This window comes from Paraciimarium castrense LEGE 11436, assembly GCF_056633055.1.
The window spans coordinates 146541-170053 of record NZ_JBSJOW010000004.1 but is presented as its reverse complement, the minus strand read 5'-3'; the positions used below and the strand labels follow the sequence as shown (position 1 = coordinate 170053).

Annotated in this window: 19 protein-coding genes; 12 read left to right on the top strand and 7 right to left on the bottom strand. The window is 68.4% G+C overall.

Going from position 1 to position 23513, the window contains the following annotated elements; all coding sequences use genetic code 11:
* Positions 1-114 precede the first annotated feature (114 nt).
* Complete coding sequence (gene bchL, locus ACWJIO_RS08110; protein WP_480312678.1) at positions 115-1029, top strand: ferredoxin:protochlorophyllide reductase (ATP-dependent) iron-sulfur ATP-binding protein; 915 nt, start codon at positions 115-117, stop codon at positions 1027-1029.
* 38 nt (positions 1030-1067) lie between these two features.
* Positions 1068-2681, top strand: a complete 1614-nt coding sequence (locus ACWJIO_RS08105) for a bifunctional aminoglycoside phosphotransferase/ATP-binding protein (RefSeq protein ID WP_480312676.1) — start codon at positions 1068-1070, stop codon at positions 2679-2681.
* Here ACWJIO_RS08105 and ACWJIO_RS08100 read toward each other — a convergent pair.
* Positions 2669-3868: a DUF389 domain-containing protein gene (locus tag ACWJIO_RS08100; RefSeq protein ID WP_480312675.1), complete on the bottom strand. Its 1200-nt coding sequence runs from the start codon at positions 3866-3868 to the stop codon at positions 2669-2671. The genes ACWJIO_RS08105 and ACWJIO_RS08100 overlap by 13 nt on opposite strands.
* A gap of 79 nt (positions 3869-3947) precedes the next feature.
* On the opposite strand from ACWJIO_RS08100, the gene ACWJIO_RS08095 reads away from it, so the two are divergent.
* Both ACWJIO_RS08095 and ACWJIO_RS08090 read left to right on the top strand, forming a co-directional pair.
* Positions 3948-4694 (top strand): SDR family NAD(P)-dependent oxidoreductase, encoded by a 747-nt coding sequence (locus ACWJIO_RS08095; protein ID WP_480312674.1) that lies wholly within the window; start codon positions 3948-3950, stop codon positions 4692-4694.
* 65 nt (positions 4695-4759) lie between these two features.
* The gene (locus ACWJIO_RS08090) at positions 4760-5620 is read left to right on the top strand and encodes a potassium channel family protein (protein WP_480312672.1); all 861 of its coding nucleotides are present in this window, start codon (positions 4760-4762) and stop codon (positions 5618-5620) included.
* A 139-nt stretch (positions 5621-5759) separates the two neighbouring features.
* Here the strand turns inward: ACWJIO_RS08090 and ACWJIO_RS08085 are convergent, their stop codons facing one another.
* From ACWJIO_RS08085 to ACWJIO_RS08075, 3 genes are all read right to left on the bottom strand, one after another.
* Positions 5760-8906, bottom strand: a complete 3147-nt coding sequence (locus ACWJIO_RS08085; RefSeq protein ID WP_480312670.1) for an efflux RND transporter permease subunit — start codon at positions 8904-8906, stop codon at positions 5760-5762.
* A 65-nt stretch (positions 8907-8971) separates the two neighbouring features.
* Entirely contained in the window at positions 8972-9187 is a 216-nt protein-coding gene (locus ACWJIO_RS08080) for a DUF3136 domain-containing protein (protein WP_186696778.1), read from the bottom strand.
* A gap of 42 nt (positions 9188-9229) precedes the next feature.
* On the bottom strand, positions 9230-10789 hold the full coding sequence (locus tag ACWJIO_RS08075) for a bifunctional orotidine-5'-phosphate decarboxylase/orotate phosphoribosyltransferase (protein WP_480312667.1): 1560 nt from the start codon (positions 10787-10789) through the stop codon (positions 9230-9232).
* Positions 10790-10953: 164 nt separating this feature from the next.
* Between ACWJIO_RS08075 and ACWJIO_RS08070 the strand changes: the two genes are divergently transcribed.
* Positions 10954-12351: a cation:proton antiporter domain-containing protein gene (locus tag ACWJIO_RS08070; RefSeq protein ID WP_480312665.1), complete on the top strand. Its 1398-nt coding sequence runs from the start codon at positions 10954-10956 to the stop codon at positions 12349-12351.
* Between the two features lie 29 nt (positions 12352-12380).
* Here the strand turns inward: ACWJIO_RS08070 and pyrC are convergent, their stop codons facing one another.
* The gene (gene pyrC, locus ACWJIO_RS08065; RefSeq protein WP_480312806.1) at positions 12381-13430 is read right to left on the bottom strand and encodes a dihydroorotase; all 1050 of its coding nucleotides are present in this window, start codon (positions 13428-13430) and stop codon (positions 12381-12383) included.
* Between the two features lie 181 nt (positions 13431-13611).
* On the opposite strand from pyrC, the gene ACWJIO_RS08060 reads away from it, so the two are divergent.
* Together ACWJIO_RS08060 and ACWJIO_RS08055 are read left to right on the top strand one after the other, a co-directional pair.
* Complete coding sequence (locus ACWJIO_RS08060; protein WP_480312663.1) at positions 13612-13839, top strand: DUF3136 domain-containing protein; 228 nt, start codon at positions 13612-13614, stop codon at positions 13837-13839.
* Between the two features lie 141 nt (positions 13840-13980).
* Positions 13981-15216: an NAD(P)/FAD-dependent oxidoreductase gene (locus ACWJIO_RS08055; RefSeq protein ID WP_480312662.1), complete on the top strand. Its 1236-nt coding sequence runs from the start codon at positions 13981-13983 to the stop codon at positions 15214-15216.
* A 9-nt stretch (positions 15217-15225) separates the two neighbouring features.
* Here ACWJIO_RS08055 and ACWJIO_RS08050 read toward each other — a convergent pair whose 3' ends face one another.
* Positions 15226-16293 (bottom strand): acetate/propionate family kinase, encoded by a 1068-nt coding sequence (locus tag ACWJIO_RS08050; RefSeq protein WP_186696784.1) that lies wholly within the window; start codon positions 16291-16293, stop codon positions 15226-15228.
* Between the two features lie 138 nt (positions 16294-16431).
* Here ACWJIO_RS08050 and ACWJIO_RS08045 point away from each other — a divergent pair, with 138 nt between their 5' ends.
* From ACWJIO_RS08045 to ACWJIO_RS08025, 5 genes are all read left to right on the top strand, one after another.
* Positions 16432-18084 (top strand): Na/Pi cotransporter family protein, encoded by a 1653-nt coding sequence (locus ACWJIO_RS08045; protein WP_480312661.1) that lies wholly within the window; start codon positions 16432-16434, stop codon positions 18082-18084.
* A gap of 17 nt (positions 18085-18101) precedes the next feature.
* Positions 18102-19016: a CHAD domain-containing protein gene (locus ACWJIO_RS08040; RefSeq protein WP_480312659.1), complete on the top strand. Its 915-nt coding sequence runs from the start codon at positions 18102-18104 to the stop codon at positions 19014-19016.
* Positions 19017-19125: 109 nt separating this feature from the next.
* Positions 19126-20592 (top strand): iron uptake porin, encoded by a 1467-nt coding sequence (locus tag ACWJIO_RS08035; protein ID WP_480312657.1) that lies wholly within the window; start codon positions 19126-19128, stop codon positions 20590-20592.
* 293 nt (positions 20593-20885) lie between these two features.
* The gene (locus tag ACWJIO_RS08030; protein WP_480312655.1) at positions 20886-22343 is read left to right on the top strand and encodes an iron uptake porin; all 1458 of its coding nucleotides are present in this window, start codon (positions 20886-20888) and stop codon (positions 22341-22343) included.
* Positions 22344-22535: 192 nt separating this feature from the next.
* Complete coding sequence (locus tag ACWJIO_RS08025) at positions 22536-23111, top strand: ferritin (protein ID WP_480312654.1); 576 nt, start codon at positions 22536-22538, stop codon at positions 23109-23111.
* Positions 23112-23134: 23 nt separating this feature from the next.
* On the opposite strand, the gene ACWJIO_RS08020 is transcribed toward ACWJIO_RS08025, so the two are convergent.
* On the bottom strand, positions 23135-23422 hold the full coding sequence (locus tag ACWJIO_RS08020; protein ID WP_193814031.1) for a hypothetical protein: 288 nt from the start codon (positions 23420-23422) through the stop codon (positions 23135-23137).
* Between the last annotated feature and the right edge of the window lie 91 nt (positions 23423-23513).

Here is a 23513-nt window from a genome sequence, read left to right as displayed (position 1 = left end):
ACTGTCAGGGAACCCCCATGTGTCGGATTGCGTGATCCTGGGGCCTCAAGGCCCTCTCAGCAGCCAGCCCTGTCTTGCATGGAAGCAACGGCAATCTTCTGCCGAGGAGCTTCCATGACCAGCACGCTCACGCCTCCACCCGCCTCCACCCCCAAAGCGCCCGGACAGGACGGGGAGGGCAGTGTGCAGGTGCATCAGGACCCGGCCATGCACATCGAGACCGGCGCCCTCGTGATCGCCGTGTACGGCAAGGGGGGGATCGGCAAGAGCACCACCTCCTCGAACCTCTCGGCCGCCTTCTCGAAGCTGGGCAAGCGGGTGCTGCAGATCGGCTGTGATCCCAAGCACGACAGCACCTTCACCCTCACCAAGAAAATGGTGCCCACGGTGATCGACATCCTCGAAACCGTGGACTTCCACAGCGAGGAGCTGCGCCCTGAAGACTTCGTGTTCGAGGGCTTCAACGGCGTGCAGTGCGTCGAATCGGGCGGCCCTCCGGCCGGCACCGGCTGTGGCGGCTACGTGACCGGGCAGACGGTGAAGCTGCTCAAGGAGCACCACCTGCTGGAGGACACCGATGTGGTGATCTTCGATGTGCTGGGCGACGTGGTGTGTGGCGGTTTTGCCGCGCCCCTGCAGCACGCCGATTACTGCCTGATCGTGACGGCCAATGATTTCGATTCGATCTTCGCCATGAATCGGATCATGCAGGCCATCAATGCCAAGGCCAAGAACTACAAGGTGCGGCTCGGCGGCGTGATCGCCAACCGCTCCGAGCAGACCGACGAGATCGACAAGTTCAACGCGCGCACCGGTCTGCGCACCATGGCCCACTTCAAGACCGTCGATGCGATCCGCAAGTCGCGCCTGAAGAAGTGCACGATCTTCGAGATGGAGCCCACGCCTGAGGTGGAGGAAGTGCAGAAGGAATACCTGCGCCTGGCCCAGGCCATGCTCGAGAACGTGGAGCCCCTGGAGGCCGAATCCCTCAAGGACCGCGAGATCTTCGACCTGCTCGGTTTCGACTGATCGACCAGCACGGCTCCCTGCCGCCCCTGATCCAGGGGTTGTTGCGCCCCGAGGCCTACCCCCATCCGGTGGTGGGCCCGATCCGGCTGCTGCAGACCCACATCTCCTGGGTGCTGCTCACCGGAGACATCGCCTACAAGGTGAAGAAGCCGGTGGATTTCGGCTTCGTGAATTTCAGCAGCCTGGAGCGGCGGCGCCAGTGCTGCCACGAAGAAGTGCGCCTCAACCGCCGCCTCAGCCCCGGGCTCTACCAGGGGGTGGTGGCCATCGGCGGCAGCCAGGAGCAGCCGCGCCTGGCCGCCGGCGTGGAGGCCGAGCCCGGCCCAGGAGCCCAGCCTGATGCGGCTGGATCCCCGGGGCCCGCCAGCCTGGAGTACGCCGTGCGCATGGCCGAATTCCCCCAGGACGCCCTGCTGCCGGCGGCCCTGGCCCGGGGCGCCGTGGGCCCCGAGCAGATCGATGCCCTGGCCGAGCGGCTTTCCCGCTTCCACGCCGAGGCGGCCCAGGCGGCGCCCGATGGGCCCTACGGCACCCCAGAGGCGGTGCTGGAGCCGGTGCAGGCCAACATCACCAGCCTGCTGCAGCACGGCGATGCGGCCCTGGCGCCGCGGCTGCTGCAGCTGCAGGGCTGGATCCGCAGCAGCTTCGGCCAGCTGCGGCAGCGCTTCAGCGAACGCCTGGCCCGGGGACAGGTGCGGGAAGGCCACGGCGATCTGCACCTCGGCAACATGCTGCTGCGGCAGGGGCGCATCGAGGTGTTCGACTGCCTGGAGTTCAGCGCCGCCCTGCGCTGGATCGATCCGATCAGCGACCTGGCCTTCCTGGTGATGGACCTGCAGGAGCGCGGCGAGCAGGCCCTGGCCTTCCGGCTGCTGAACGGCTGGCTGGATCAGAGCGGCGACTACACCGGCCTGCGGCTCTGGCCCTGGTATGGCAGCTACCGGGCCCTGGTGCGGGCCAAGGTGGCCGCCCTGGCTGGGGAGAGCGCGCGGGTGGAGCGCTATCTGCAGCTGGCCGAGCACCTCTGCCAGCCGCCTGCGGCGGGCCTGGTGCTCTGCCATGGGGTGTCGGGATCGGGGAAGTCCCACAGCAGCGGCCTGCTGCTGGAGCGGCTCGGCGCCATCCGGCTGCGCTCAGATGTGGAGCGCAAGCGCCTGTTCGGCCAATGGGGGGTCCAGCGGCAGGGCCATCCCCAGCCCGATGGCTCCGCCAGCCGCAGCGGCGAGCTCTACACCGCTGAGGTCACGGCCGAGCTGTTCGAGCAGCGGCTGCCCCGGCTGGTGGCGCCGCTGCTGGCAGCCGGCTTCCGGGTGATTGTGGATGCCACCTTCCTGCGCCGCAGCCACCGCCAGGCGATGGCCGCCGTGGCCGGGGCCGCCGCTGTACCCCTGGTGATCCTGAGCTTCTCGGTTCCGGCGCAGCTGGCGGAGCGGCGCTTGCGTGATCGGCTGCGCCAGGGCCGCGACCCCTCCGATGCCGACCCCGGCGTGCTGCGTTCCCAGTGGCGCCAGGCGGAGCCCCTCGATGCTGAAGAGCAGCGGCTGGTGCTGGTGGTGCCGCCGATGTCCTGGGCGGGAGAGGCAGGCGATGCCAGCGAGGCCATCGCGCGGCTGGCAGCCAACCTGGAGAGCCGCCTGCTTCAGGGCACCTGAGGCTCAGCAGCCCCCGGCAGCCTCGGGCCAGGTGCTTTCAGCGGGAGGGGGTCGGGGAGTTTGGGGTCGTCGGCCTCGGTGCCGGGCGTGATGTCGTCCGGCAGGGGCGGCACAGAGGGCACGAAGGGGGTGGAGGGTTGCTCGGGAGGCACCTCCACGGCCCTGGGGTTGGGGGCGGTCTCCGGACCGATCACGTCGATGGAGGAGCGCTGCACCAGCAGCCGGTAGCGGATCGTCTGGCGCTCATTGATGAAGTCCTGCACCGCGGCCACCTGCTCGGGCGTGGGCAGGTTGGGCTTGCTCACCCGCACCGAGGCACGGATCAGGGGCGGGTTCTGCTCCCAGTCGATGCTGATGCCCACCAGCTCGGAATCCTGGCCGAGGGTGATGGTTTCGCTGCGCAGGCTCTCGGCGATCGCCACCTCCACCCGGTTGAGCGAGGCCTGGCGCCGAGCCTGACCGATCAGGCCCACGAAACTGGTGCTGAGCGGCACCAGCAGCAGGCCAGTGAGCAGCAGGCTCACGAAGCCCAGCCGGCTCCTCAGCAACCGCTGGCGCAGTTCCGGCCGGGTGACGCCCAGGGTGACCAGGGCACCACTGAGGATGCCCAGCAGGTTGGCGGCGAACAGCAGTCCGGCCCCCTGGGCCCGCTGCCATTCGCCGGCCGCCACCAGCAACCCGAACACACACACCGGCGGCACAAGGGCCACGGCGATGGCGGTGCCGGCCAGGGAGCCCACCGCCTTGATGCGCACCTTGGCGTAGGTGGCGATGGCCCCGGCCACGATGGCAATGGCCAGGTCCAGCAGGTTGGGGCTGGTGCGGGCAATCACCTCGGAGCCGAACACCGGCAGCCCCACCATCAGGCCCAACCCGGCCGACAGCACCACCGTGGTGGCCACCCCGATGGCGAGGGTGAGCAGACCGCGACCCACGAGCGACAGCCGGCCCTGCAGGATCGCGAAGGCGGTGGCGCGCAGGGGCAGGATCCAGGGGGCGATCAACATGGCGCCGATCACCACGGCGGCACTGTTGGCGAGCAGGCCGAGGCTGGCGATCAGGCTGGAGGCCGTGGTGAGCACCACGAACTCCTGATCCAGGCTGGCCTCGGCGCGGAACTGCCTGGTGAGAACGGCAGCAGGAAGAACGGCGGCAGGAAGTTCGGCGGCAGGAAATTCGGACGTCATGGAGACGCAGGGCCAGCAGCCCATCATCCGTCAGCTGTGGCTGCTCGGGGAGGATTGGTGCTGAGAGATCCCCTGCTCCATGGCCTCAGCCCCCTCCCAGCGAACGGTGATGGTGAGTGGGGCCAGCCGCGGCATCGGCCTGGCCGTGGCCCTGAAGTTGCTCGCTGAGGGACACCGGCTCAGCCTGGGGGTGCGCGATCCGGCCGCCGTGCGCGACACGTTGCAGCAGCTGGGCTGGAGCGAGGACGCCGGCAGCCTCTCGATCCACGCCTACGACGCCCTGGCCGCCCCGGATCAGCCCGACAGCGCCGAGACCTGGGTGGCCGCCACGGCCGAGCACTGGGGTGGGGTGGAGGCCCTGGTGCCGAGCGCCGGTCTCCTGTCGCGGGCCGGGGTCCGCTACGCCCCGGGCGAGGAGGCTGAGATCGCCCGCCTGCTCGATGTGAACCTGATGGGCCCCTGGCGCCTGGGCCGCGCCGCCTGGCCCCACCTGCAGGCCTGCGGCGACGGGCGCCTGGTGGTGCTGGTGTCGATGAGCGGCAAGCGGGTGAAGGGCAGCCTGGCCGCCTACGGCGTGAGCAAGTTCGCCCTGATGGGCCTCTGCCAGGCGATGCGCAACGAGGGCTGGGACTCAGGCATCCGGGTCACGGCCCTGTGCCCCGGCTGGGTGAACACCGCCATGGCCGCCGCCGTGAGCTCAATCGCCAGGGAGGCCATGACCCAGCCCGAGGATCTCGCCACCACCGTGGCCCACCTGCTGGCCCTGCCCGCCTCGGCGGTGCCGTTTGAGCTGGCGGTGAACTGCCTGCTGGAGAGCAGCCCCTGAGGCCGGCCTGGCTGTGGCGGCGGCCCCCGCCCGGGTGTTGCATGGGGACTGCTCCCCAGGTCGTCATGACGCGCCAGCGCACCCGACTGCTGCGGCTGCACCTCACCTACAAGCTGCTGCTCGGGATCTGCCTGCAGGTGATGGCCTGCCTGGCCCTGCCGCCGCCGTGGTACCGGCTGTCATCGGTGGGGTATCTGGGCCTGGGGGTGGTGATGATCCTGGGGCTGGGGGATCCGGTGGAGCGCTTGCGCTTCGGGGCGATGCCGCGGAAGCTGTTCAAGCTGCTGGGCTGGGCAGCCCTCGGCAGCGGCCTGCTCTGGTATCTCACGCCGGTGCAACTGCGGCATTCGGGGTTGCCGGTGCTGATCCTCTGGGCCCTGTTCAGCCTCTGGAGTGCGGTGCGGCTGATCCGGGGGCTGGCCCTCGAGCGCCGGGTGACTTCCGATGTGCTGCGGGGCTGTGTGGCGGGGTATCTGATGCTGGGCCTGGCCGGTGGCCTGATCTGTTCAGCCCTGGAAACGATCCAGCCGAACAGCTTCAGCAACGCCAGCTTCCCCGCAGCCGTCGTCACCGGCGAAGGCCAGTTGTATCCGGTGTGGAGCCTCAACTTCGTGCGACTGAACTATTTCGCCTTCGTGAGCCTCACCACCGCGGGGTATGGAGACATCACTCCACTCACGCCCGTCGCCCAGATGATCAGCGTCGGCCTGGCGATCGTGGGCACCTTCTACATCGCTGCGGTGATGGGGCTGCTGGTGAGTCGGTTCTCGGCCAGCGAATCGCCTCCTGCGGCTGAGCCCCCCCTCCCCCTGGAGCCGACGCTGCCGTCGGTGCAGGCCCCCCATTTCCCCCAGGCCAGGGTCAGGCCATCACCGCCCAAGGAGCCACCAGCGGCTGAACCCCCGCCGGAGAGACCCTACCCCTGAGATCAGACCAGCCCCCTGAGGTCAGCCAGCCCCCTGAGATCAGACCAGCCAGCTGCTCCCCTGGCCGCGTAAGCCCCGTCAGCGCCATCAGTCAGCGCCATCAGTCGCCTCCCTCAGTCGCCTCCGTCAGTCGCCTCCGTCAGTCGCGGGCTTCAGTCGCGGGCTTCAGACGCTCGGCGCGGCCCAGCTCCCAGCCCTTGACGATCCGGTACACCACCGGAACCACGAACAGGCTCAGCACCGTGGCCACCAGCAAGCCGGCGAACACCACCGTGCCGATGCTGGTGCGGCTGGCCGCTCCGGCGCCGCTGGCGAACAGCAGGGGCAGGAAGCCCGCCAGCGAGGAAATCGCCGTGAGCAGGATCGGCCGCAGCCGCGCCACGGCCGCCCCGTGGATCGCCTCATCCAGAGGCAGGCCCGCCGCCAGGCGCTGGTTGGCGAACTCCACGATCAGGATGCCGTTCTTGGCCGCCAGGCTCACCAGCACCAGCAGGCCCACGCGGCCATACACATCCAGGGGCAAATCGCGGATCGCCAGGCCGGCGATGCCCCCCAGCAGCCCCAGGGGCACCGTCACCAGGATGATCATCGGATCGATGAAGTTCTCGTAGAGCCCGGCCAGCACCAGCAGCATCACCAGCACCGCCAGCAGGAACACCTGCTCATTGGAGCCGCCGGCACGGGCCTCCTCCCGGGCCAGGCCAGCCCATTCCAGGTCGGTGGCGGTGCTGCCCAGCTCGCGGCGCACCTGCAGCAGCCGGTCCATCGCCTGGCCGGTGCTCACCCCAGCCCGGGCCTGGGCCCGGATGGCGATCGAGCGCACCAGCCGGGTGTGGTTGATCACCGTGGGACCGGTGCTGCGCTCCACCCGCACCACCTGGGCCAGGGGCACCAGGGTGTCGTCGCGGCCCCGCACCTGCAGAGCAAGCACGTCCTGCACATTGCGCCGGTCGGAGCCCTCCAGCTGCACGATCACCCGGCGGACGCGGTCGCCCTCGAAGCTGTCGTTGACGTACTCGCTGCCGAAGCTGGCGCCGAGCACCTCCACCACCTCCTCGAGCTCCACGCCGAGGGAGGCCAGCTGCAGGCGGTCGGGCTCCAGCCGCACCAGGGGGGCATCGGCCCGGAAGCGGGTGTCGACGCGATCGAAGTCGCCACTGGCCTGGGCGGCGTCGATGAAGGCCTGGGCCGCCTCCTGGAAGGCACTGAGGCTCAGCCGCCCGCCGCTGGTGTCCAGCAGGTCGAGTTCGATGCCGCCCTCGCTGCCGAAGCCCCGCACCGTGGGGGCCTCGATCACCACCACCTGGGCGTTGTCGATGCGACCGGCGAGCTCCCCGTTCAGCCGGCCCGCCAGGGCCGCAGGGGTGAGCTCCCGTCCCGGGCGTTCCTCCACCGGCTTGAGACGCAGGAAAAAGATGCCCTTGTTGGGGCTGCTGTCGCCGAAGGAGCGGCCGGCGTAGAAGTTTCCGGTGACGATCTGGGGATTGCTCGCCACCACCTGGCGCACCTCCTCCATCACCGCCTGGGTGCGCTGCAGGGCCATGCCATCAGGGAGCACCACGATGCCGCGCAACTGGCTGCCGTCCTCCTGGGGAATGAAGGCCTTGGGGCGCTGCTGATAGGCGAAGGCCGTCACCACCAGGCCCACCAGCAGCAGGGCCACGATGCGGCGGCGCCAGCCCAGGGCCCGGGTGAGCCAGCGGTCGTAGGGCCCCTCCAGGGATTCGAGTGCCCGCCGCGGCGGGTCGATCAAGCGCAGCAGCCAGCGGGCCTCCTGGCCGCCGGCCTTGAGCAGCCGGCTGGCCGCCACCGGCGTGAAGGTGAGGGCATTGAAGGTGGAGAAAACGATCGTGGCACCGATCGTGAGGCCGATCGGCGCGAACAGCCGGCCCGTGCTGCCCCCCAGGGTGAGCACCGGCAGGAACACGGCGATCAGCACCAGGGAGGTGGCCACCACGGCGCCGCCCAGCTCCGCCATCGCCTCGCGGGCCGCCTGCTGGGGCGGCTGACCGCGCTCCATGCGGCGGCCGATGTCCTCGCTCACCACGATGGCGTCGTCCACCACCAGGCCGGTGGCCAGCACCATGCCGAACAGGGTGAGGGTGTTGATCGAGCTGTCCGTGAGCCGCAGCACGGTGAGGGCCCCCACCAGGGCCACGGGCACGGCCAGGGCGGAGATCAGGGCCAGGCGGCTGTTACCCAGGCCCAGCAGCAAGGCCAGGAACACCAGCAGCACGGCGTCACGCAGGCTGGCCAGGGTGCGGTCGATGTTCTGCTGAACGGTTTCGGCCTCGTCGATGATCACCTGGAAGTCGAGACCTGGCGGCAGGCTTTCGCTGATCTCATCGAGGGCCGCGGTGATGCCGGCGCTCACCTCCAGGGCATTGCTGCCATCGCGCTGGAAGATGCCCATGGCCACGGTGGGGCGGCCCTGCAGGTTGGTGGCGATGGCGCCGTAGTCCTCACTGCCCAGGGTGACGCGGCCCACATCGCGCAGCAGGGTCACGCCGCCCTCGGCCGTGGGGGCCACCACCAGGTTTTCAAACTCCTGCACGCTGCGCAGGCGGCCCTCCATGCGCAGCGGCAGGGTGAGCATCTGGTCATCGGGAGACGGCGCCTCGCCGGCCTGGCCCAGGGCCGCCAGCACGTTCTGCTCCTCGAGGGCATCGCGCACGTCGGTGATCGTGAGCCCCAGCTGGTTCAGCCGGGCCGGATCCAGCCAGAGCCGGAAGGCGAGCGGACTGCCCCCGAACAGCCGCGCCTCGCCTACGCCGGACACCCGCTGCAGGCGATCGATCACCACCTGCTCCACCCAGCCGCTGAGGAAGATCTGGTCGTAGGTGCCCGGCTCAGCGCTGAAGCTCAGCACCATCAGCAGGTCGTCGGAGCTGCGCCGCACCTGCACCCCGAAGCGGGCCACCTGGGGCGGCAGCCGCGGGTTCACCACCGCCGCCTCGTTCTGGGCGTTGATCTGGTTGATCTCGGGGTCGCCGCCCTCGAAGCTGAGGGTGATGCTGCTGCTGCCGGCCGAGCTGGTGGAGCGGATCTGATCGAGGCGCTCCAGGCCGTTGAGCTGCTTCTCCAGCAGGGTGGTCACCCCCTGCTCCACCACCTCGGGGCTGGCGCCGGGATAGCTCGTGCTCACCGACACCCGCCCGGGGGCGATGGCCGGCAGGTTCTCAATCTGGAGCCCAGGCAGGCTCACCAGGCCACCCAGCAGCACCAGCAGGCTGATCACCAGGGTCAGCACCGGCCGGCGGAGAAAGGGATCCGAGATCGACTTCACGCAGGCTTCTGGCTGGCTCTAGGGAGGTGGTGGCCCGCAGCGGGGCCGCCAGGGCTCGGGCAGTTCTAGGCGAGATCGCGCTTGAGCACGACGCAGAGGTAGTCCGGTGCCTTGTAGCGGCTGGGCAGGCAGAGGTGCAGCTGGGCCAGGCGGCTCCAGCACACCGTGCGCTCAATGGCGGTGCGGCTGCGACCCTCCTGCAACAGCCGGCGCAGGGCTTTGCAGTACAGCGAGTAGTTGGCCTCGAGCTCCCCGATCGTGAGGCCTGTGCTGCTGCTCATGGCGGAGGGGGCGTCCGGGTGTAGCAGGGACGCACATTCAGCCTACGGGCCGACCGTTCCCACCCCGGCTTCCGGCAGCAGCAGGCTGGCCTGGGTGTCGGTGAGCCGTCCCGAACGATGCAGCACCGCCGTGATCGTGTCGATGCCCAGCACGGCATGGCAGTCGTACCCGGCCGCAGCCAGGCGCTGCTTGGCCCGGCGGTCGTGGTCGCCGCCGTGGTCGATGAACACCACCACATCCTGCACCTGCAGCCCGGAACTCTCCAGCTTGGCGATGCCCGCCAGCACGCTGTTGCCGGTGATCAGGATGTCGTCCACCACCACCACCAGATCCCCCTCCTCGAAGTCGCCCTCGATCAGCCGCCTGGCGCCGTGGGCCTTCACCTCCTTGCGCGGATAGATCAGGGGCTTGTGCAGCAGCAGCGAGAGCCCTGTGGCCGTGGGCAGGGAGCCGTAGGGAATGCCGGCGATGCGATCGAAGACCAGTTCTTCCATGCGGATCGCATAGGCATGCAGCACCCGGTGGAAGAGGTTGGGGTCGGAGATGATCTGGCGCAGGTCGATGTAGTAGTTGAACACCGCCCCCGAGGCCTGCACGTAGTCGCCGAACAGCAGGCAGCCGATGTCGAACAGCTCGACGATCAGGGCATCGAGATCGGCGGTGGCATTCGGATCCGGGCCCGGCGGGGAGGCCAGCAGGGTGCCGTTGCCGGGGGCGGCGGTCCGTGGTGGTGGCGCCGCCGGCAGCCAGAGGTCGCAGCGGTCCTGCACCGCCTGGGCGCGCTGCTCCAGCCACTGGTTGCGGGTGGCGTTGATCTGCAGCTTGAGGGCCTCGGCGCGCTCGGCGATGTCGTCTTCCACCAGCAGGTTCTGGGGCAGGGGCAGCAGCAGCCCATCGCCTGCCGCGGAGAGGCCCGCCGCCAGCATGGTTTCCAGGTTTTCCTCCACGCCCCAGAGGCTGCGCAGGATCAGGAACCGCCCCGGCGCCTCCTGCCGCACCCGCGCCAGCACGGCCGGATCGCTGGTGCCGATCTCCAAGAGCAGCTGCTCCGGCGTCGCCCAGAGCATGCACTCGCGCACGATGCGCAGGTAGAGGGGTTGCTCCTCGCTGGGGTAGTGCTGGATCAGCCGGGCCGCCTGGTTGGAGCTGTGGCAGGTGATCACCACCGCCTTGTCCGGGTAGAGGAGGAAGGGGGCGGCGATGTCCTGGCCGGCCAGGGGCGAAAGGGTCACGGCATCGGCGGCCAGCTCCTTGAACAGGTACTGGGCCAGAACCGAGGAGGAATTGAGATCGCCGTGCTTGCTGTCGATGATCAGCGGCAGCTCCCGCGGCACCAGATCGCGCACCTCCAGCAACAGCTCCAGCCCCACCGGGCCCAGGGCCTGGTAGAAGCCGAGGCTCGGCTTGTAGGCGCACACGTGGGGCGCGGTGGCCTCCACCACCGCCTTGATCCAGTGGCGGGCCTGGCTGAGGAAGGAGCGGGCCGACATGCCGCGGCGACCCACCCAGCTCTGCAGCATCTCGGGGTTGGGGTCCAGACCGGTGACCAGGAGGGACTGGCGCGCGGCGATGGCGTCGGTGAGGCGAATGAAGAACCCCATCGCGCTGAGGCTGGCTAAGGCCTGTTGCTAAGTCAGTCGATCATGGCTGGTGCCACCGCTGACATAGCTCTTATTGATGCTGGTCAGCCTGATGCCGCTCAGCTACGGCGCCGGTCAGCCGCGCCGCCTACGGTCGCCCTGTCCGATTGCGCCAGCCAGAGCCGGTGACGTTTCACACCCTCGCCGGAACGCTCGCCGGCCTCAACGACGTGCCGATCCAGGGGCGCCTGCTGTTCGTGGGGGTGCTGTTTCTTGGCACCCTGGCGGTGAGCCGCTTCTCGATCCGCCTGGGCATTCCCGGTGTTCTGGGGGTGCTGCTGCTCGGGCTGGTGGTGAATGTGAACCTGCTGGATGTGACCCATGTGGAAGCGGAGAACCTGCAGGTGTTCGCCCTGGCCCTGCTGCTCTTCTACGCCGGCCTGAAAACCGATCTGAAGGCGATCCGGGGCTTCATCGAATACGGGCTGCTGCTGGCCCTGGGGGGGGTGATGGTCACCTCCTGCGTGCTGGGGGGAATGATCTGGTGGCTCTCCTCCTCCACCGCCAGCGGCCTGTCCCTGGGCTTCGGCAACGGCATCCCCCTCGGTGCCGCCTTTCTGCTGGCCGCCTGCCTGGGCTCCACCGACGCCGGGGCGACCCTGAGCGTGCTGGCCCAGGTGAAACCGCCGGTGCCCCTGCGGCTGCAGCACCTGCTGGAGTTCGAATCGGCCGTGAACGATCCGGCGGCCCTGCTGGTGTACGGGCTGCTGATCGAGCTGTTCAGCCAGGCGGCCGGCAGTGCCGCCGGACAGCCCCCAGGTCTGGCGGCGGCCGAATCAATGGTGACCACGGCGGTGCTCGACAGCCTGCGGGTCTTCGTGCAGCAGATCGGCTCCGGGCTGATCCTGGGTGTGCTGTTCGGCTACGTGGCCAAGTTCGTGATCGATGTGCTGGTCACCGAGCGGGCCCAGCTGCTGGTGGTGGCGATGTCGATCGCCTTCGCCGATTACGGCCTCACCGACCTGCTCGGCGGCTCGGGCTTCATCGCCGTCTATGTCACAGGCGTGTTCATGACGAACATGACCTACCGGCGGCCCGAAGTGAACCATGAATCGATCCAGGAGGTGTTGCTCCCGTTCAACACCATGACCGAGATCACGGTGTTTCTGCTGTTCGGGCTGCTGGTGTCACCACCTGATCTGGTGGCCGCCATTCCGATGGGGCTGGTCACCGCTGCGGCCCTGATGCTGGTGGCCAGGCCGCTGGGAGTGCTGGCCTTTCAGCCGCTCTCGCCGTTCAGCCGCCGGGAGGGGGTGCTGGTGGCCTGGTGCGGGCTGCGCGGCGCCGTGCCCCTGGCCCTCTCCTATCAACTGGTGGCGGCCATTCCCCAGCTGGCCGGCGTCGATGCGGCCCTGGCCCTGCCACTGGCCCGCAATGCCCAGGGCATCGTGTTTGTGGTGGTGGTGCTGAACCTGCTGCTGCAGGGATTCACCCTGCCGCGGGTGTGCAGCGCCATCGCCCCGAAGCCCCCCGGGGCCCAGCCCCCGGCCCCGAGCCAGCCTCCCAGCCCCCAACCGCAGTGACCTGGAGGGGCAGTGACCTGGAGGGGCTCTCAGCTGAGCTGCCAGGGCAGGGTCTCGCCGCTGTGGAAAGGCACCAGCTCCACCGGCTGGCCGGCCCTGTCGTGGAGCTGCAGGCGCCTGGGCACCTGCTTGGGCTCCCGCACCAGGGTGATGCGGCCGCTGTTGAGGGGCAGCCCATAGAAGCGGGGGCCGAACTCACTGGCGAAGGCCTCCAGCCGATCAAGGGCCCGCTCCTGCTCGAACACCGCCGCGTAGCTCTCGATCGCAAACGGGGCGTTGAAGATGCCGGCGCAGCCGCAGGCCGATTCCTTGGCGCCGCGCGTGTGGGGCGCCGAATCGGTGCCCAGGAAGAAGCGCGGATCGCCGGAGGTGGCCGCCCCCCGCAGGGCCAGGCGATGCAGTTCCCGCTTGGCCACCGGCAGGCAGTAGAAGTCGGGCCGCAGGCCCCCCTGGAACATGGCGTTGCGGTTGATGTGCAGATGGTGGGGGGTGATCGTGGCCGCCAGCTGGCCCGAACCAGAGCGCACGAACGCCACCGCATCGCTGGTGGTGATGTGCTCCAGCACCGCCTTCAGGCCCGGGTGGCGCTGCAGCATCGGCGCCAGGTGCCGCTCGATGAACACGGCCTCCCGATCGAAGATGTCGATGCTGGGGTCGGTCACCTCGCCGTGCAGGAGCAGGGGCATGCCGATCCGCTCCAGGGTGTCGAGCACGGGGGTGAGGGCCTCGATGTCACTCACGCCGGCATCGGCATTGGTGGTGGCCCGGGCCGGATAGAGCTTGCAGGCCACCCACACGCCCTCGCGGAAGCCGCGCTCCAGCTCAGCGGGATCGGTGTGGTCCGTCAGATAGGCCGTGAGCAGAGGTTCAAACGTCGACCCCGGCGGCAGGGCCTGGCGGATGCGCTCGCCATAGGCCCGGGCCGCGGCCACGCTGGTGATGGGCGGCGTGAGGTTGGGCATCACGATCGCCCGGGCGAACTGCCGCGCCGTGGCCGGCAACACCGCCTCAAGCATGGGGCCATCGCGGAGGTGCACATGCCAGTCGTCGGGTTGGCGCAGGCTGAGCTCGGTGGGCATCGCGATCGCGGCGGGGTGGGCCTCCAGGGGCCCGCGTTCCACCCTGCCAGCGGGATGAGGACCATGGCCACCGCTCGATTCCAAAGAAATCTGTGGGTCTGGCCCTGGGGCTGGATTTAGCCACCAAGCCTTCTTAAGATTTGCTTTGTAAATGAAGGACTTCCTTCGCACAGGGGTTGGCATGGGCGTTGAGGCCAGGCTCACGATCGGCGAACTGGAGGCGGGCTATCCCACCTATTGCAAGGCCCTCAGGCTCTTGATCAAAAACGGCAAATCCCTCGACACAATTCAGCGCACGGTGTGCTGGGAGCGCTTGACCCTGCTGCAGAAAAGCCTGCCCAACCGCTACAAAGCTCCCGACTACCTCTATGCCCTGCTCAAGCGGGATGTGGAGGAGCTGGCCGCCTGAGCTGCTCTGGGTCGGTCAGGGGATGCTGGCAGGGGCGTCGAAGTTTCCCATCAGTCAGGGGAGCGCTTCGGTTGGGGCACCCTCGGCATGACTCAATAGGAACAGACCTCCACGGCGCGGCTCAGCGCGCTGCGCTGCCCCATGGCCCACCACCAGATTCTGATCGTCGGCGGCGGTGCCGCCGGGATCACCGCCGCGGCCCAGCTGAAGCGGGCCCGCCCCGGGCTCGATGTGGCCATCCTTGAGCCCTCCAGCGAGCACTACTACCAGCCGGGCTGGACCCTGGTGGGGGGTGGTGTGTTCACTCTGGAGGAAACCCGTCGCGCCGAAGGCGATGTGATCCCCTCAGGCGTGCACTGGATCCGCGCCGGAGCCGCCGCTTTTGATCCCGAGCGGGCGGTGGTGACCAGCACCGACGGCGAGGCGATCCACTACGACGTGCTGATCGTGGCCGCCGGTCTGCGGCTCTGCTGGGAGAAGATCGAGGGGCTCAGCGAGGCCCTTGGCAAGGGCGGCGTCTGCAGCAACTACTCCAAGCACTACACCGCCTACACCTGGGAGGCGATTCAGGCCTTCAAGGGTGGCAGCGACGGCGCCAGCGGCAATGCGGTGTTCACCTGCGCGCCGATGCCGATCAAGTGCCCCGGTGCTCCCCAGAAAATCGCCTATCTGGCCGATGACGTGTTCAAGAAGAAGCGTCTGCAGGCCCAGGTGATCTATGCCACCGCCACGCCGGGCATCTTCGGCGTGCCCACCTACGCCGCGCCGCTGCGGGAGGTGGTGAAGCGCCACGGCATCGACGCCCGCTACAACCATGTGCTCACCGCCGTGCGCCCGCAGAGCCGCGAGGCGGTGTTCCAGGTGAAGGACGGCGACAAGAGCCATGAGGCCGTGATTCCCTACGGCCTGCTGCATGTGACGCCGCCGATGGCGGCCCCGGAGGTGGTGGCCAGCAGCCCCCTGGCCGCCTCCAGCGGTTTCGTGGAGGTGGACAAGTTCAGCCTGCAGCACCTGCGCTTCGCCAACGTGTTCTCCCTGGGGGATGTGAGCGGCATCCCCAACTCCAAGACCGCCGCCGCCGTGCGCGGCCAGGCCCCGGTGCTGGTGGCCAACCTGCTGGCCTTCCTCGACGGCCAGCCCCTGGAGGCCGCCTACGACGGCTACAGCTGCTGCCCGCTGATCACCGGCTACGGCAAGGCGATCATGGCCGAATTCAACTATGAGCAGCAGCCGGTGCCCTCCTTCCCCCTGGATCCCACCCAGGAGCGCTGGAGCATGTGGTTCGTGAAGCGCAAGATCCTGCCCGCCCTCTACTGGAACCGGATGCTCACCGGAGCGCAGCACGAACGCCGCTTCATCCCCGGGGTGAAGCGCTAGGCCGAAGCCCTAGCCAGCCTCGCGGCAGAGGCGGGCCATCAGGCCCTCCTCGTCTGCAGGCACCGTGAGCAGGGTGGTGGGCTCCAGCCAGGCCAGGGCGTCGCGCAGCTCAGCCATCAGGGCCTGGTCGTGCTCGCCGATGCCCCCGGTAAGGGCGATCACGTCCACCCCCCGGAGGCAGGCGGCCATGGCGCCGATCCCCTCCAGCAGGCGCTGCCGGAACACGGCCACCGCCAGCTTGGCGCCGGGGTGCCCCCGGCCCGCTTCCTGCCGCAGGGTACGCATGTCGCCGCTGAGCCCGGAGAGTCCCAGCAGGCCGCTTTGGCGCTGCAGGGCCTCATCGATCGCCTCGGCACTGAGCCCCTGGCGCAGCTGATGCAGCAGCAGACCCGGATCCACGCTGCCGCTGCGGCTGGCCATCACGAGCCCCTCCAGCGGGGTGAACCCCATGGTGGTGGCCATGCTGCGGGGGCCCGTCACCGGATCGAGGCTCACGGCGCAGAGGGAACAGCCGGCGCCCAGGTGGCAGCTGATCAGCCGGCGTGCCTGGGGATGGCACGCCGCCACCTGCTCGGCCACGTGCTGGTGGCTGAGGCCATGGAAACCGAAGCGGCGCAGCCCCGCCGCTCGCCAGTCGGCCGGGATGGCGTAGGTGCGGGCCTGCTCGGGCAGGGAGGCATGAAAGCCAGTGTCGAAGCAGGCCCACTGGGCGAGCGCGGGGGCCTCGGTCTGGCCCCAGGCGCTGAACCAGCGGATGGCCCGCAGCGCCACGGCGTTGTGCAGGGGGGCCAGGGGCACCAGTGCCTCCAGGGCCTCGATCACGGCCGGCGTGATCGCCGTGGGGGCCGTGAACCGTTCGCCGCCATGCACCACCCGGTGGGCGATCCGCTCCAGCCCCGGCAGCCAGGGGGTGATCGCCGGCAGCAGCCACCCCTCCAGCAACGCCTCCACGCCACCGGTTTCGCCGGGGTTGAGGGAACGCTGCTGCTGCCAGGGCCGCTGGCCGTCGGCATCCACGAGCGAGGCCTTGAGGCTGGAGCTGCCGGCGTTCACCACCAGGACCAGCGCTGAGGGCATCGGGGCGGGCATCACGGTCGGTTCCCGCCGAGGGTCCGTCCATTGTTGAACCGCCCGCAAGCCCTAGCGTCCAGGACCGCCATCCCCTGGTTCCCCACGGCCGTTTCCGCCTGCTGAGCGGCCTCCACTCCCTTCGCCATGCCCCCAGGCACCACGCTTCTTCACGCCGCCGGAGGCCTCGGGCTGTTCCTGCTGGGAATGGCCCTGATGACCGAGGGGCTGCGCAGCCTGGCGGGGCAGCGGCTGCGCCAGGGGCTGCTGCGCTTCACCCGCTCGGCCTGGAGCGGCGCCATCAGCGGCGCCCTCACCACCGCGATCGTGCAGTCGTCCAGCGCCACCACGGTGATGACCGTGGGATTCGTGAGTGCGGGGCTGCTGAGCTTCCAGGCCGCCCTGGGGATCATCCTCGGGGCCAACGTGGGCAGCACCGGTCTGGGTTGGCTGGTGGCCCTGCTGGGCATCAGGCTCGATCTGGAGCGGATCATGCTGCCGCTGGTGCTGGTGGGCGCCTGTCTGCGGCTGCTCGGTCGGGGCCGCCAGGCCCAGGCGGGCCTGGCGCTGGCGGGGTTCGCGCTGCTGTTCATCGGCATCGGCGGGCTCCAAGAGGCCATGGCCGGCCATGGGTTGCTGCTGGATCCGGCCCGTTTCGACGCCGGCCTGCCATCCGGCCGCCTGAAACTGCTGCTGCTCGGGCTGCTCACCACCGTCATCACGCAGTCGTCGGGGGCGGGCGTGGCCACCGCCCTGGCCGCCATCGGAGCGGGGGCGATCGTCCTGCCCCAGGCCTGCGCCCTGGTGATCGGCATGGACCTGGGCACCACCGTCACCGCCCTGATCGCCGCGATCGGGGCGGGCCTGGGGGCGCGGCGCACCGCCCTGGCCCACGTGACCTTCAACCTGTTCACGGCCGTGCTGGCCTTCACGCTCCTGCCTGTGTATCTCTGGGCTCTTAGGCTCGGAGCGGAGGCGGGGCTGGCCCCAGGTGCCGAATTCGCTCTCACGGCCTTCCACACCGGCTTCAACGTGGGCGGCGTGCTGCTGATCCTGCCCTTCGCCACGCCGTTCGCCGCCCTGATCCGCCGGCTGGTGCCCCCCAGCCCCGACCGCCCCGTGGAGGAGCTGGCCGACACCCCGCCGAACGAAGCGATGGTGGCGGTCGATCAGGCCTCCACGGCCCTGCGCCAGACCCTGGTGGCCCTGCTCAGCCGGCTGCATGAAGCCCTGGACCATCCCGCCACCGCCCCGGCGGATCTGGCCCAGGGCACGGGCCTGAGGCCGGCCGATCTGGACCGCATCGAGCTGTTCGTCGATCAGATCGACCTGCCGAGCACCCGCGACCCGGCCCGCAGCCGGCTGCTGCATCTGCTGCATGGCCTCGACCATCTGCAGCGCCTGCACGAGCGCTGCACTGAGGAGCGGCAGCGGCGGCAGGCCGTGGCCACCGCCTCAGCACTGCGGCCGGAGCGCGACCGGCTGCTCCAGTGCCTGGAGGGGCTCATTCCCCTGCTGCAGCGGGCCGCGTGGTCGGAGGCCCTGCCGCTGGCGGAAGCCTGCGCCCGGGACCTGCACCACCGGCTGGATCCGTTCCGGCAGGCCGTGATGGAGCAGGTGGCTGCAGGTTCGCTGCCCGTGGAGGAGGGCACGGCCCTGCTGGAGGCGATGCGCTGGCTGCGCCGGGTGAGCCAGCATCTGCAGCGCATCTGCAGGCACCTGGTGGAGGTGATGGAACCCGGCACGACTTCTTCATCCCCTGACGCCCCCGCTGCCAGCAGAGTGGGCAGGGAGGCCTGAACAGGGAGGCAGCAGCCATGGCCAACGGCGCATCCAGCACCGGCCAGCACGTGCATGCGCTGCTGGCCACCCACAGCAAGCGCCTGGTGAAGCTCCATCCCCAGGTGCTGGACGACAGGGATCCGGAGCCCCTGCACCAGATGCGTGTGGCCATGCGGCGTCTGCGCACCTGCCTGACCCAGTTCGCGCCGGCGCTGGTCCTGCCGGCGGGGGTGTCGGCCCAGCGGCTGACCCGCTCCGGCCGGCGCCTCGGCCTGGCACGGGACCTCGACGTGCTTCGGGAGCGCCTGGACACCAGGCTGCTGCCCCATCTGAGCGAGGCGGAGACGCGGCAGCTCAAACCGATGTTCAAACAGCTGAAGCGGGAGCGCCGCGATGCTCAGCACGAGCTCCGCAGGGAGCTCCACAGCGGTCGCTACCTCAAGCTGCTGCAGGCCTTGCAGGGCTGGCTGCGGGACCCCCGCTTCACTCCCCTGGGTGAGCAGCCACTCAGCGACTGGCTGCCCGAGTGGCAGTGGCCCTGGCTCGGGACCCTGCTGCTGCACCCAGCCTGGTGGCTCACCGATGGCACCGGTGCGGCGGAGCAGGAGCTGCTGCACGACCTGCGCAAGGGCATCAAGGGTGCCCGCTACAGGCTCGAAAATCTGCTGCCGGCATCCGGCGACACGGCCCGCCGCTGGGTGGAGCGACTCAAGCAGGCCCAGGAGCTGCTCGGCGACCTCCACGACCTGGCCGTGCTCCGCGACGCGATCGAGCAGCAGCTCCCTCAGAACTTGCCCAGCCAGATGCCGGGGCTGCATGGGCTGCTGGCAGAGCAGCATGCCAGCAGCTGGAGCAGCTGGCGTGTGCTCGGGCCAAGCTTGCTCGAGCCAGGGGAGCGGCGCCAGTTGTTGCTGGGCCTGCTTCAGGATCAGGCCAACAGTTCTCTGTAGCGCAGACCACATGCGCGGGCCGTCTGGAACACCGGGGCTGGGCGAAGTCGATCGATAAGGTCCTGTTGACGCCTGTCTGGCGTCACTTCCCTATCGGTGTGAGGACCCGATGAAATTCTTCCAGCACCTGCTGGTGGCCCCTGCGGCCCTGGGCCTGCTGGCCCCCGTGGCCGCCACGGCTTCCGAGCTCAACATGGACGGCGTGAACCGCTACGCCTCCCAGGAGCAGGTCACCAGCATCTCCCAGTTTTCCGACGTTCAGCCCACCGACTGGGCCTACCAGGCCCTCTCGAACCTGATCGAGCGCTACGGCTGCGTGGCCGGCTATCCCGACGGCACCTACCGCGGCCAGCGGGCCATGACCCGTTTTGAAGCCGCTGCGCTTCTGAACGCCTGTCTCGACCGCGTCACCGAGGTGACCGACGAGCTCAAGCGCCTGATGGCCGAGTTCGAGAAGGAACTCGCCGTGCTCAAGGGCCGCGTGGACGGCCTCGAGGCCAAGGTGGGTGAGCTGGAGGCCACCCAGTTCTCCACCACCACCAAGCTCAAGGGTGAAGCCAGCTTCATTCTGGGCGGCGCCCCTGATTTCGAACTTGCCGGCGAAACAGACCCCAACAACACCACCTTCAACTACGACCTGCGGCTGAGCTTCGACACCAGCTTCACCGGCAAGGATCTGCTGCGCACCCGCCTGCGGGCTGGCAACTTCGAGTCGCTTCCCTTCGGCAGCAGCTCGCAGATCTTCAAGCTCGACAAGGCTGAGGGCACCGACGACTCGGTGATCATCGACCGTCTCTTCTACCGCTTCCCCGTCGGCGATTCCTTCAACTTCACGGTGGGCGCCCTGGTGCGCAACACCGAGATGGTGGCCTTCATCCCAAGTGCCTACAAGTCGAGCATCCTCGACTACTTTCAGCTGGCTGGTGCCTCAGGTACCTACAACAAGGCCACCGGCGCCGGCGCCGGCTTCACCTGGAAGCAAAAGGTTGAAAAGGGCCGCCCCTACGCCACCTTCTCCGCCAACTACGTGTCCAGCGATGGCTTCGCTGATTCCACCGTGGGTGCCTTCAACGAGGAAGGCGGCATCAACGCTCTGACCCAACTGGGCGTGAAGGGCAAAAACTGGGGAGCCGCCGTGGCCTACCGCTACGGTTCGGAAAACTCCCGGATCCGCGTGCCCAACTTCAGCGGCACGGTGGAATCTGGCGAATACACCAACAGCCTGGCCGTCAATGGCTACTGGCAGCCAATTGACTCGGGCTGGATTCCGTCCATCAGCCTGGGCTACGGTTACAACGCTGGTGGCGGTGGCTTCCCCGACTCCCAGTCGTGGATGGCTGGCCTGCAATGGGATGACGCCTTCATCAAGGGCAACTCCGCTGGCTTTGCGGTGGGTATGCCCCCGTTCGAAGATGGCGATGACAGCGACGAAGCCTGGTTGTATGAAATCTTCTACAAGTTCCAGGTGACTGACAACATCTCAATCACCCCTTCGCTGTTCTATGGCACCAACGTGCGCTCCAACGACGGCGACGACGCCTGGGGCGGCGTAATTCAGACCACCTTCAAGTTCTAAGCCCAGACTGCTCGGCCCATCTCACACCTGCGCAACCGCCCTCGTGCGTCCGCCCCCCGGGATCCGGGGGGCTTTTTGTCTTGGCGATGGGCACCCGGGGATCGGCAGGCCGTCGTCTCCGGCTGGCAGGACCCTGCGCAACCTGCAGGGCGTGGCCGCGGCCATCAAGCCACCTCCGCATGTAGCAGAGATCACCTTCGATCGCCGAATTGGTCACCGGGCAGTCCTGCGTCGATCGATAAGGTCCCGTGGACGCCTGTCTGGCGTCACTTCCCTATCGGTGTGAGGACCCGATGAAATTCTTCCAGCACCTGCTGGTGGCCCCTGCGGCCCTGGGCCTGCTGGCCCCCGTGGCCGCCACGGCTTCCGAGCTCAACATGGACGGCGTGAACCGCTACGCCTCCCAGGAGCAGGTCACCAGCATCTCCCAGTTTTCCGACGTTCAGCCCACCGACTGGGCCTACCAGGCCCTCTCGAACCTGATCGAGCGCTACGGCTGCGTGGCCGGCTATCCCGACGGCACCTACCGCGGCCAGCGGGCCATGACCCGTTTTGAAGCCGCTGCGCTTCTGAACGCCTGTCTCGACCGCGTCACCGAGGTGACCGACGAGCTCAAGCGCCTGATGGCCGAGTTCGAGAAGGAACTCGCCGTGCTCAAGGGCCGCGTGGACGGCCTCGAGGCCAAGGTGGGTGAGCTGGAGGCCACCCAGTTCTCCACCACCACCAAGCTCAAGGGTGAAGCCAGCTTCATTCTGGGCGGCGCCCCTGATTTCGAACTTGCCGGCGAAACAGACCCGAATAAGACCACTTTCAACTACGACTCGCGACTGAGTTTCGACACCAGCTTCACCGGCAAGGACCTGTTGCGCACGCGACTACGGGCCGGCAACTTCGAGTCACTTCCGTTCCGCAGCGGGATCTTTACCCTCGACAAGGCGACGGGGGGTGATGACAGCGTTCGCATCGACCGGTTATTTTACAAGTTCCCGGTTGGCGATTCGTTCACCCTCACGGTGGGTCCGCTGGCACGGAACACTGAGATGATCGCGTTCATTCCCAGCGACTACAAATCAAGCATTCTCGATTTTTTCCAGCTCGGAGGGGTTTCCGGAGCCTACAACAAGGCTACCGGCGCTGGCGCTGGCTTCCACTGGAAACAACAAGTGGAGAAGGGTCGCCCTTACCTCACATTTGGGGCTAATTATGTCTCCCAAGATGGCTTTTCAGACTCCACGATCGGTGCCTTCAGCGAGAACAGTGGGATCAATGCACTGGCCCAGCTTGGTGTGAAGGGCCCTAACTGGGGTGCAGCCGTGGCCTACCGCTACGGCTCCGAAGGATCCAGACTGCGAGATGCCAACTTCGCCGGAACAGTTCTGAACGGTGAAGACACCAACAGTGTCGCCATCAACGCCTACTGGGCACCGGTGGAAACGGGCTGGATTCCTTCGATCAGCCTCGGTTACGGGTACAACGATGGTAGTGGAGGGTTCCCTGATTCACAGTCGTGGATGGCCGGTCTGAAATGGGATGATGCCTTCATCAAAGGCAACACGGCCGGCTTTGCTGTGGGCATGCCCCCCTTCACCGATGACAACGACTCTGAATCGTGGCTGTATGAAATCTTCTACAAGTTCCAGGTGACTGACAACATCTCGATCACCCCAGCTCTCTTCTACGGAAGTGATGTCGCCACCAATAATGGTGAAGAATCCTGGGGCGGCGTGATTCAGACCACGTTCAAGTTCTGAGCTCGCGTCAGAGCAGTCCAGGCCTGCCCATCCCACACCTCACGTCCAAGCCCCCGTCAGGGGGCTTTTTGCTGGCGGATTCATGGCAGTGCTTCGGGCGCCGGCCTCGGCGCACTCCTGAACACCCGGACAGCAGCCAGGCTCTGTAGATTAAGAAAATCGAAAGCACGCCAACGGCGGACCCACTCCTCCATGACCCTGTCCACCGACCTCTCGGCCCGTTCTGTCGCCACCGGTCCTGCCGGCAGGGCGATGGCCCAGCCCATGGACAGCACCCTGCTGGAGGGGCTGCTGGAGCACCTCAGCATGGAGCGGCGGGCCAGCACGGCCTACTTCGCCCTGGCGCTCTGGTTCGCCGAGCGGGAGCTGCGCGGCTTTGCCGCCTACCTGCACGCCGAGGCCGCCACCGAGCAGGCCCATGCCACCGAACTGGCCAACTATCTGATTGCCCGGGGCCAGACCGTGCTGCTGCAGGAGATCCCCGCCCCACGGCAGATCTGGACCTGCCCTGAAGAGGCCTTCACGGCGATCTTCGAGATGGAGAGCGACGTGACCACCTCGCTGCAGCAGCTCTACGCCATGGCCGAGCGGGCCGGCGATGTGCGCACCACGGTGGTTCTCGATCCGATGGTGCAACAGCAGATCAATGCCGAAGATGAGGCGGCCCACCTGCTGGGCCGGGTGCGTTTCGCCCGCAACGAACCAGCGCCCCTGCTGATCCTCGATGCTCAGCTGGCTGAGGACGCCGCCAAGGCCCCTGCCGCCTGAGCCTGTGGTGAGTGAGCCGCTGCTCAGGCCACCGGGATCGGCCGGCTGCTGAGCTCCACCAGCAGCTCCAGGGCGAGGGAGTGGCCCCGGCCCTGACGCTGCCAGGCCCTGGCCACCTCCAACAGTTCCTGGCGCCGGCGCAGCACCTGGAGCGATTCGGCGCCGAGGCGATCCCTCAGGGAGCGATCACAGCAGCGCTCCAGGGCCTGGGCCAGCTGGATGGCGCGGCCCCGCAGGGTCTGGGCCTCGCGGCAGAGGCTGCCGAACAGGGATTCGGAGGTGGAGAAGAGGGGTGCGTTCAACGCAGTCATGGCGACCAGGCCCCAATGGCCTGTGGCGATGACGCTAGCGAGCCGAGGCGCTTCTTTGCAAGAGATTCTCAATAGCATGTATTGAGCATCG

Excerpts from the sequence above, each read along its gene's own strand:
- ACWJIO_RS08025 (WP_480312654.1), top strand. The coding sequence starts at position 22,536 with ATGACCCTGTCCACCGACCTCTCGGCCCGTTCTGTCGCCACCGGTCCT.
- ACWJIO_RS08020 (WP_193814031.1), bottom strand. The coding sequence starts at position 23,422 with ATGACTGCGTTGAACGCACCCCTCTTCTCCACCTCCGAATCCCTGTTC.
- ACWJIO_RS08100 (WP_480312675.1), bottom strand. The coding sequence starts at position 3,868 with ATGACGTCCGAATTTCCTGCCGCCGAACTTCCTGCCGCCGTTCTTCCT.
- ACWJIO_RS08080 (WP_186696778.1), bottom strand. The coding sequence starts at position 9,187 with ATGAGCAGCAGCACAGGCCTCACGATCGGGGAGCTCGAGGCCAACTAC.
- ACWJIO_RS08030 (WP_480312655.1), top strand. The coding sequence starts at position 20,886 with ATGAAATTCTTCCAGCACCTGCTGGTGGCCCCTGCGGCCCTGGGCCTG.
- ACWJIO_RS08040 (WP_480312659.1), top strand. The coding sequence starts at position 18,102 with ATGGCCAACGGCGCATCCAGCACCGGCCAGCACGTGCATGCGCTGCTG.
- ACWJIO_RS08055 (WP_480312662.1), top strand. The coding sequence starts at position 13,981 with ATGGCCCACCACCAGATTCTGATCGTCGGCGGCGGTGCCGCCGGGATC.
- ACWJIO_RS08090 (WP_480312672.1), top strand. The coding sequence starts at position 4,760 with ATGACGCGCCAGCGCACCCGACTGCTGCGGCTGCACCTCACCTACAAG.
- ACWJIO_RS08060 (WP_480312663.1), top strand. The coding sequence starts at position 13,612 with ATGGGCGTTGAGGCCAGGCTCACGATCGGCGAACTGGAGGCGGGCTAT.
- ACWJIO_RS08045 (WP_480312661.1), top strand. The coding sequence starts at position 16,432 with ATGCCCCCAGGCACCACGCTTCTTCACGCCGCCGGAGGCCTCGGGCTG.
- ACWJIO_RS08035 (WP_480312657.1), top strand. The coding sequence starts at position 19,126 with ATGAAATTCTTCCAGCACCTGCTGGTGGCCCCTGCGGCCCTGGGCCTG.
- ACWJIO_RS08095 (WP_480312674.1), top strand. The coding sequence starts at position 3,948 with ATGGCCTCAGCCCCCTCCCAGCGAACGGTGATGGTGAGTGGGGCCAGC.
- pyrC (WP_480312806.1), bottom strand. The coding sequence starts at position 13,430 with ATGCCCACCGAGCTCAGCCTGCGCCAACCCGACGACTGGCATGTGCAC.
- bchL (WP_480312678.1), top strand. The coding sequence starts at position 115 with ATGACCAGCACGCTCACGCCTCCACCCGCCTCCACCCCCAAAGCGCCC.
- ACWJIO_RS08075 (WP_480312667.1), bottom strand. The coding sequence starts at position 10,789 with ATGGGGTTCTTCATTCGCCTCACCGACGCCATCGCCGCGCGCCAGTCC.
- ACWJIO_RS08050 (WP_186696784.1), bottom strand. The coding sequence starts at position 16,293 with ATGCCCTCAGCGCTGGTCCTGGTGGTGAACGCCGGCAGCTCCAGCCTC.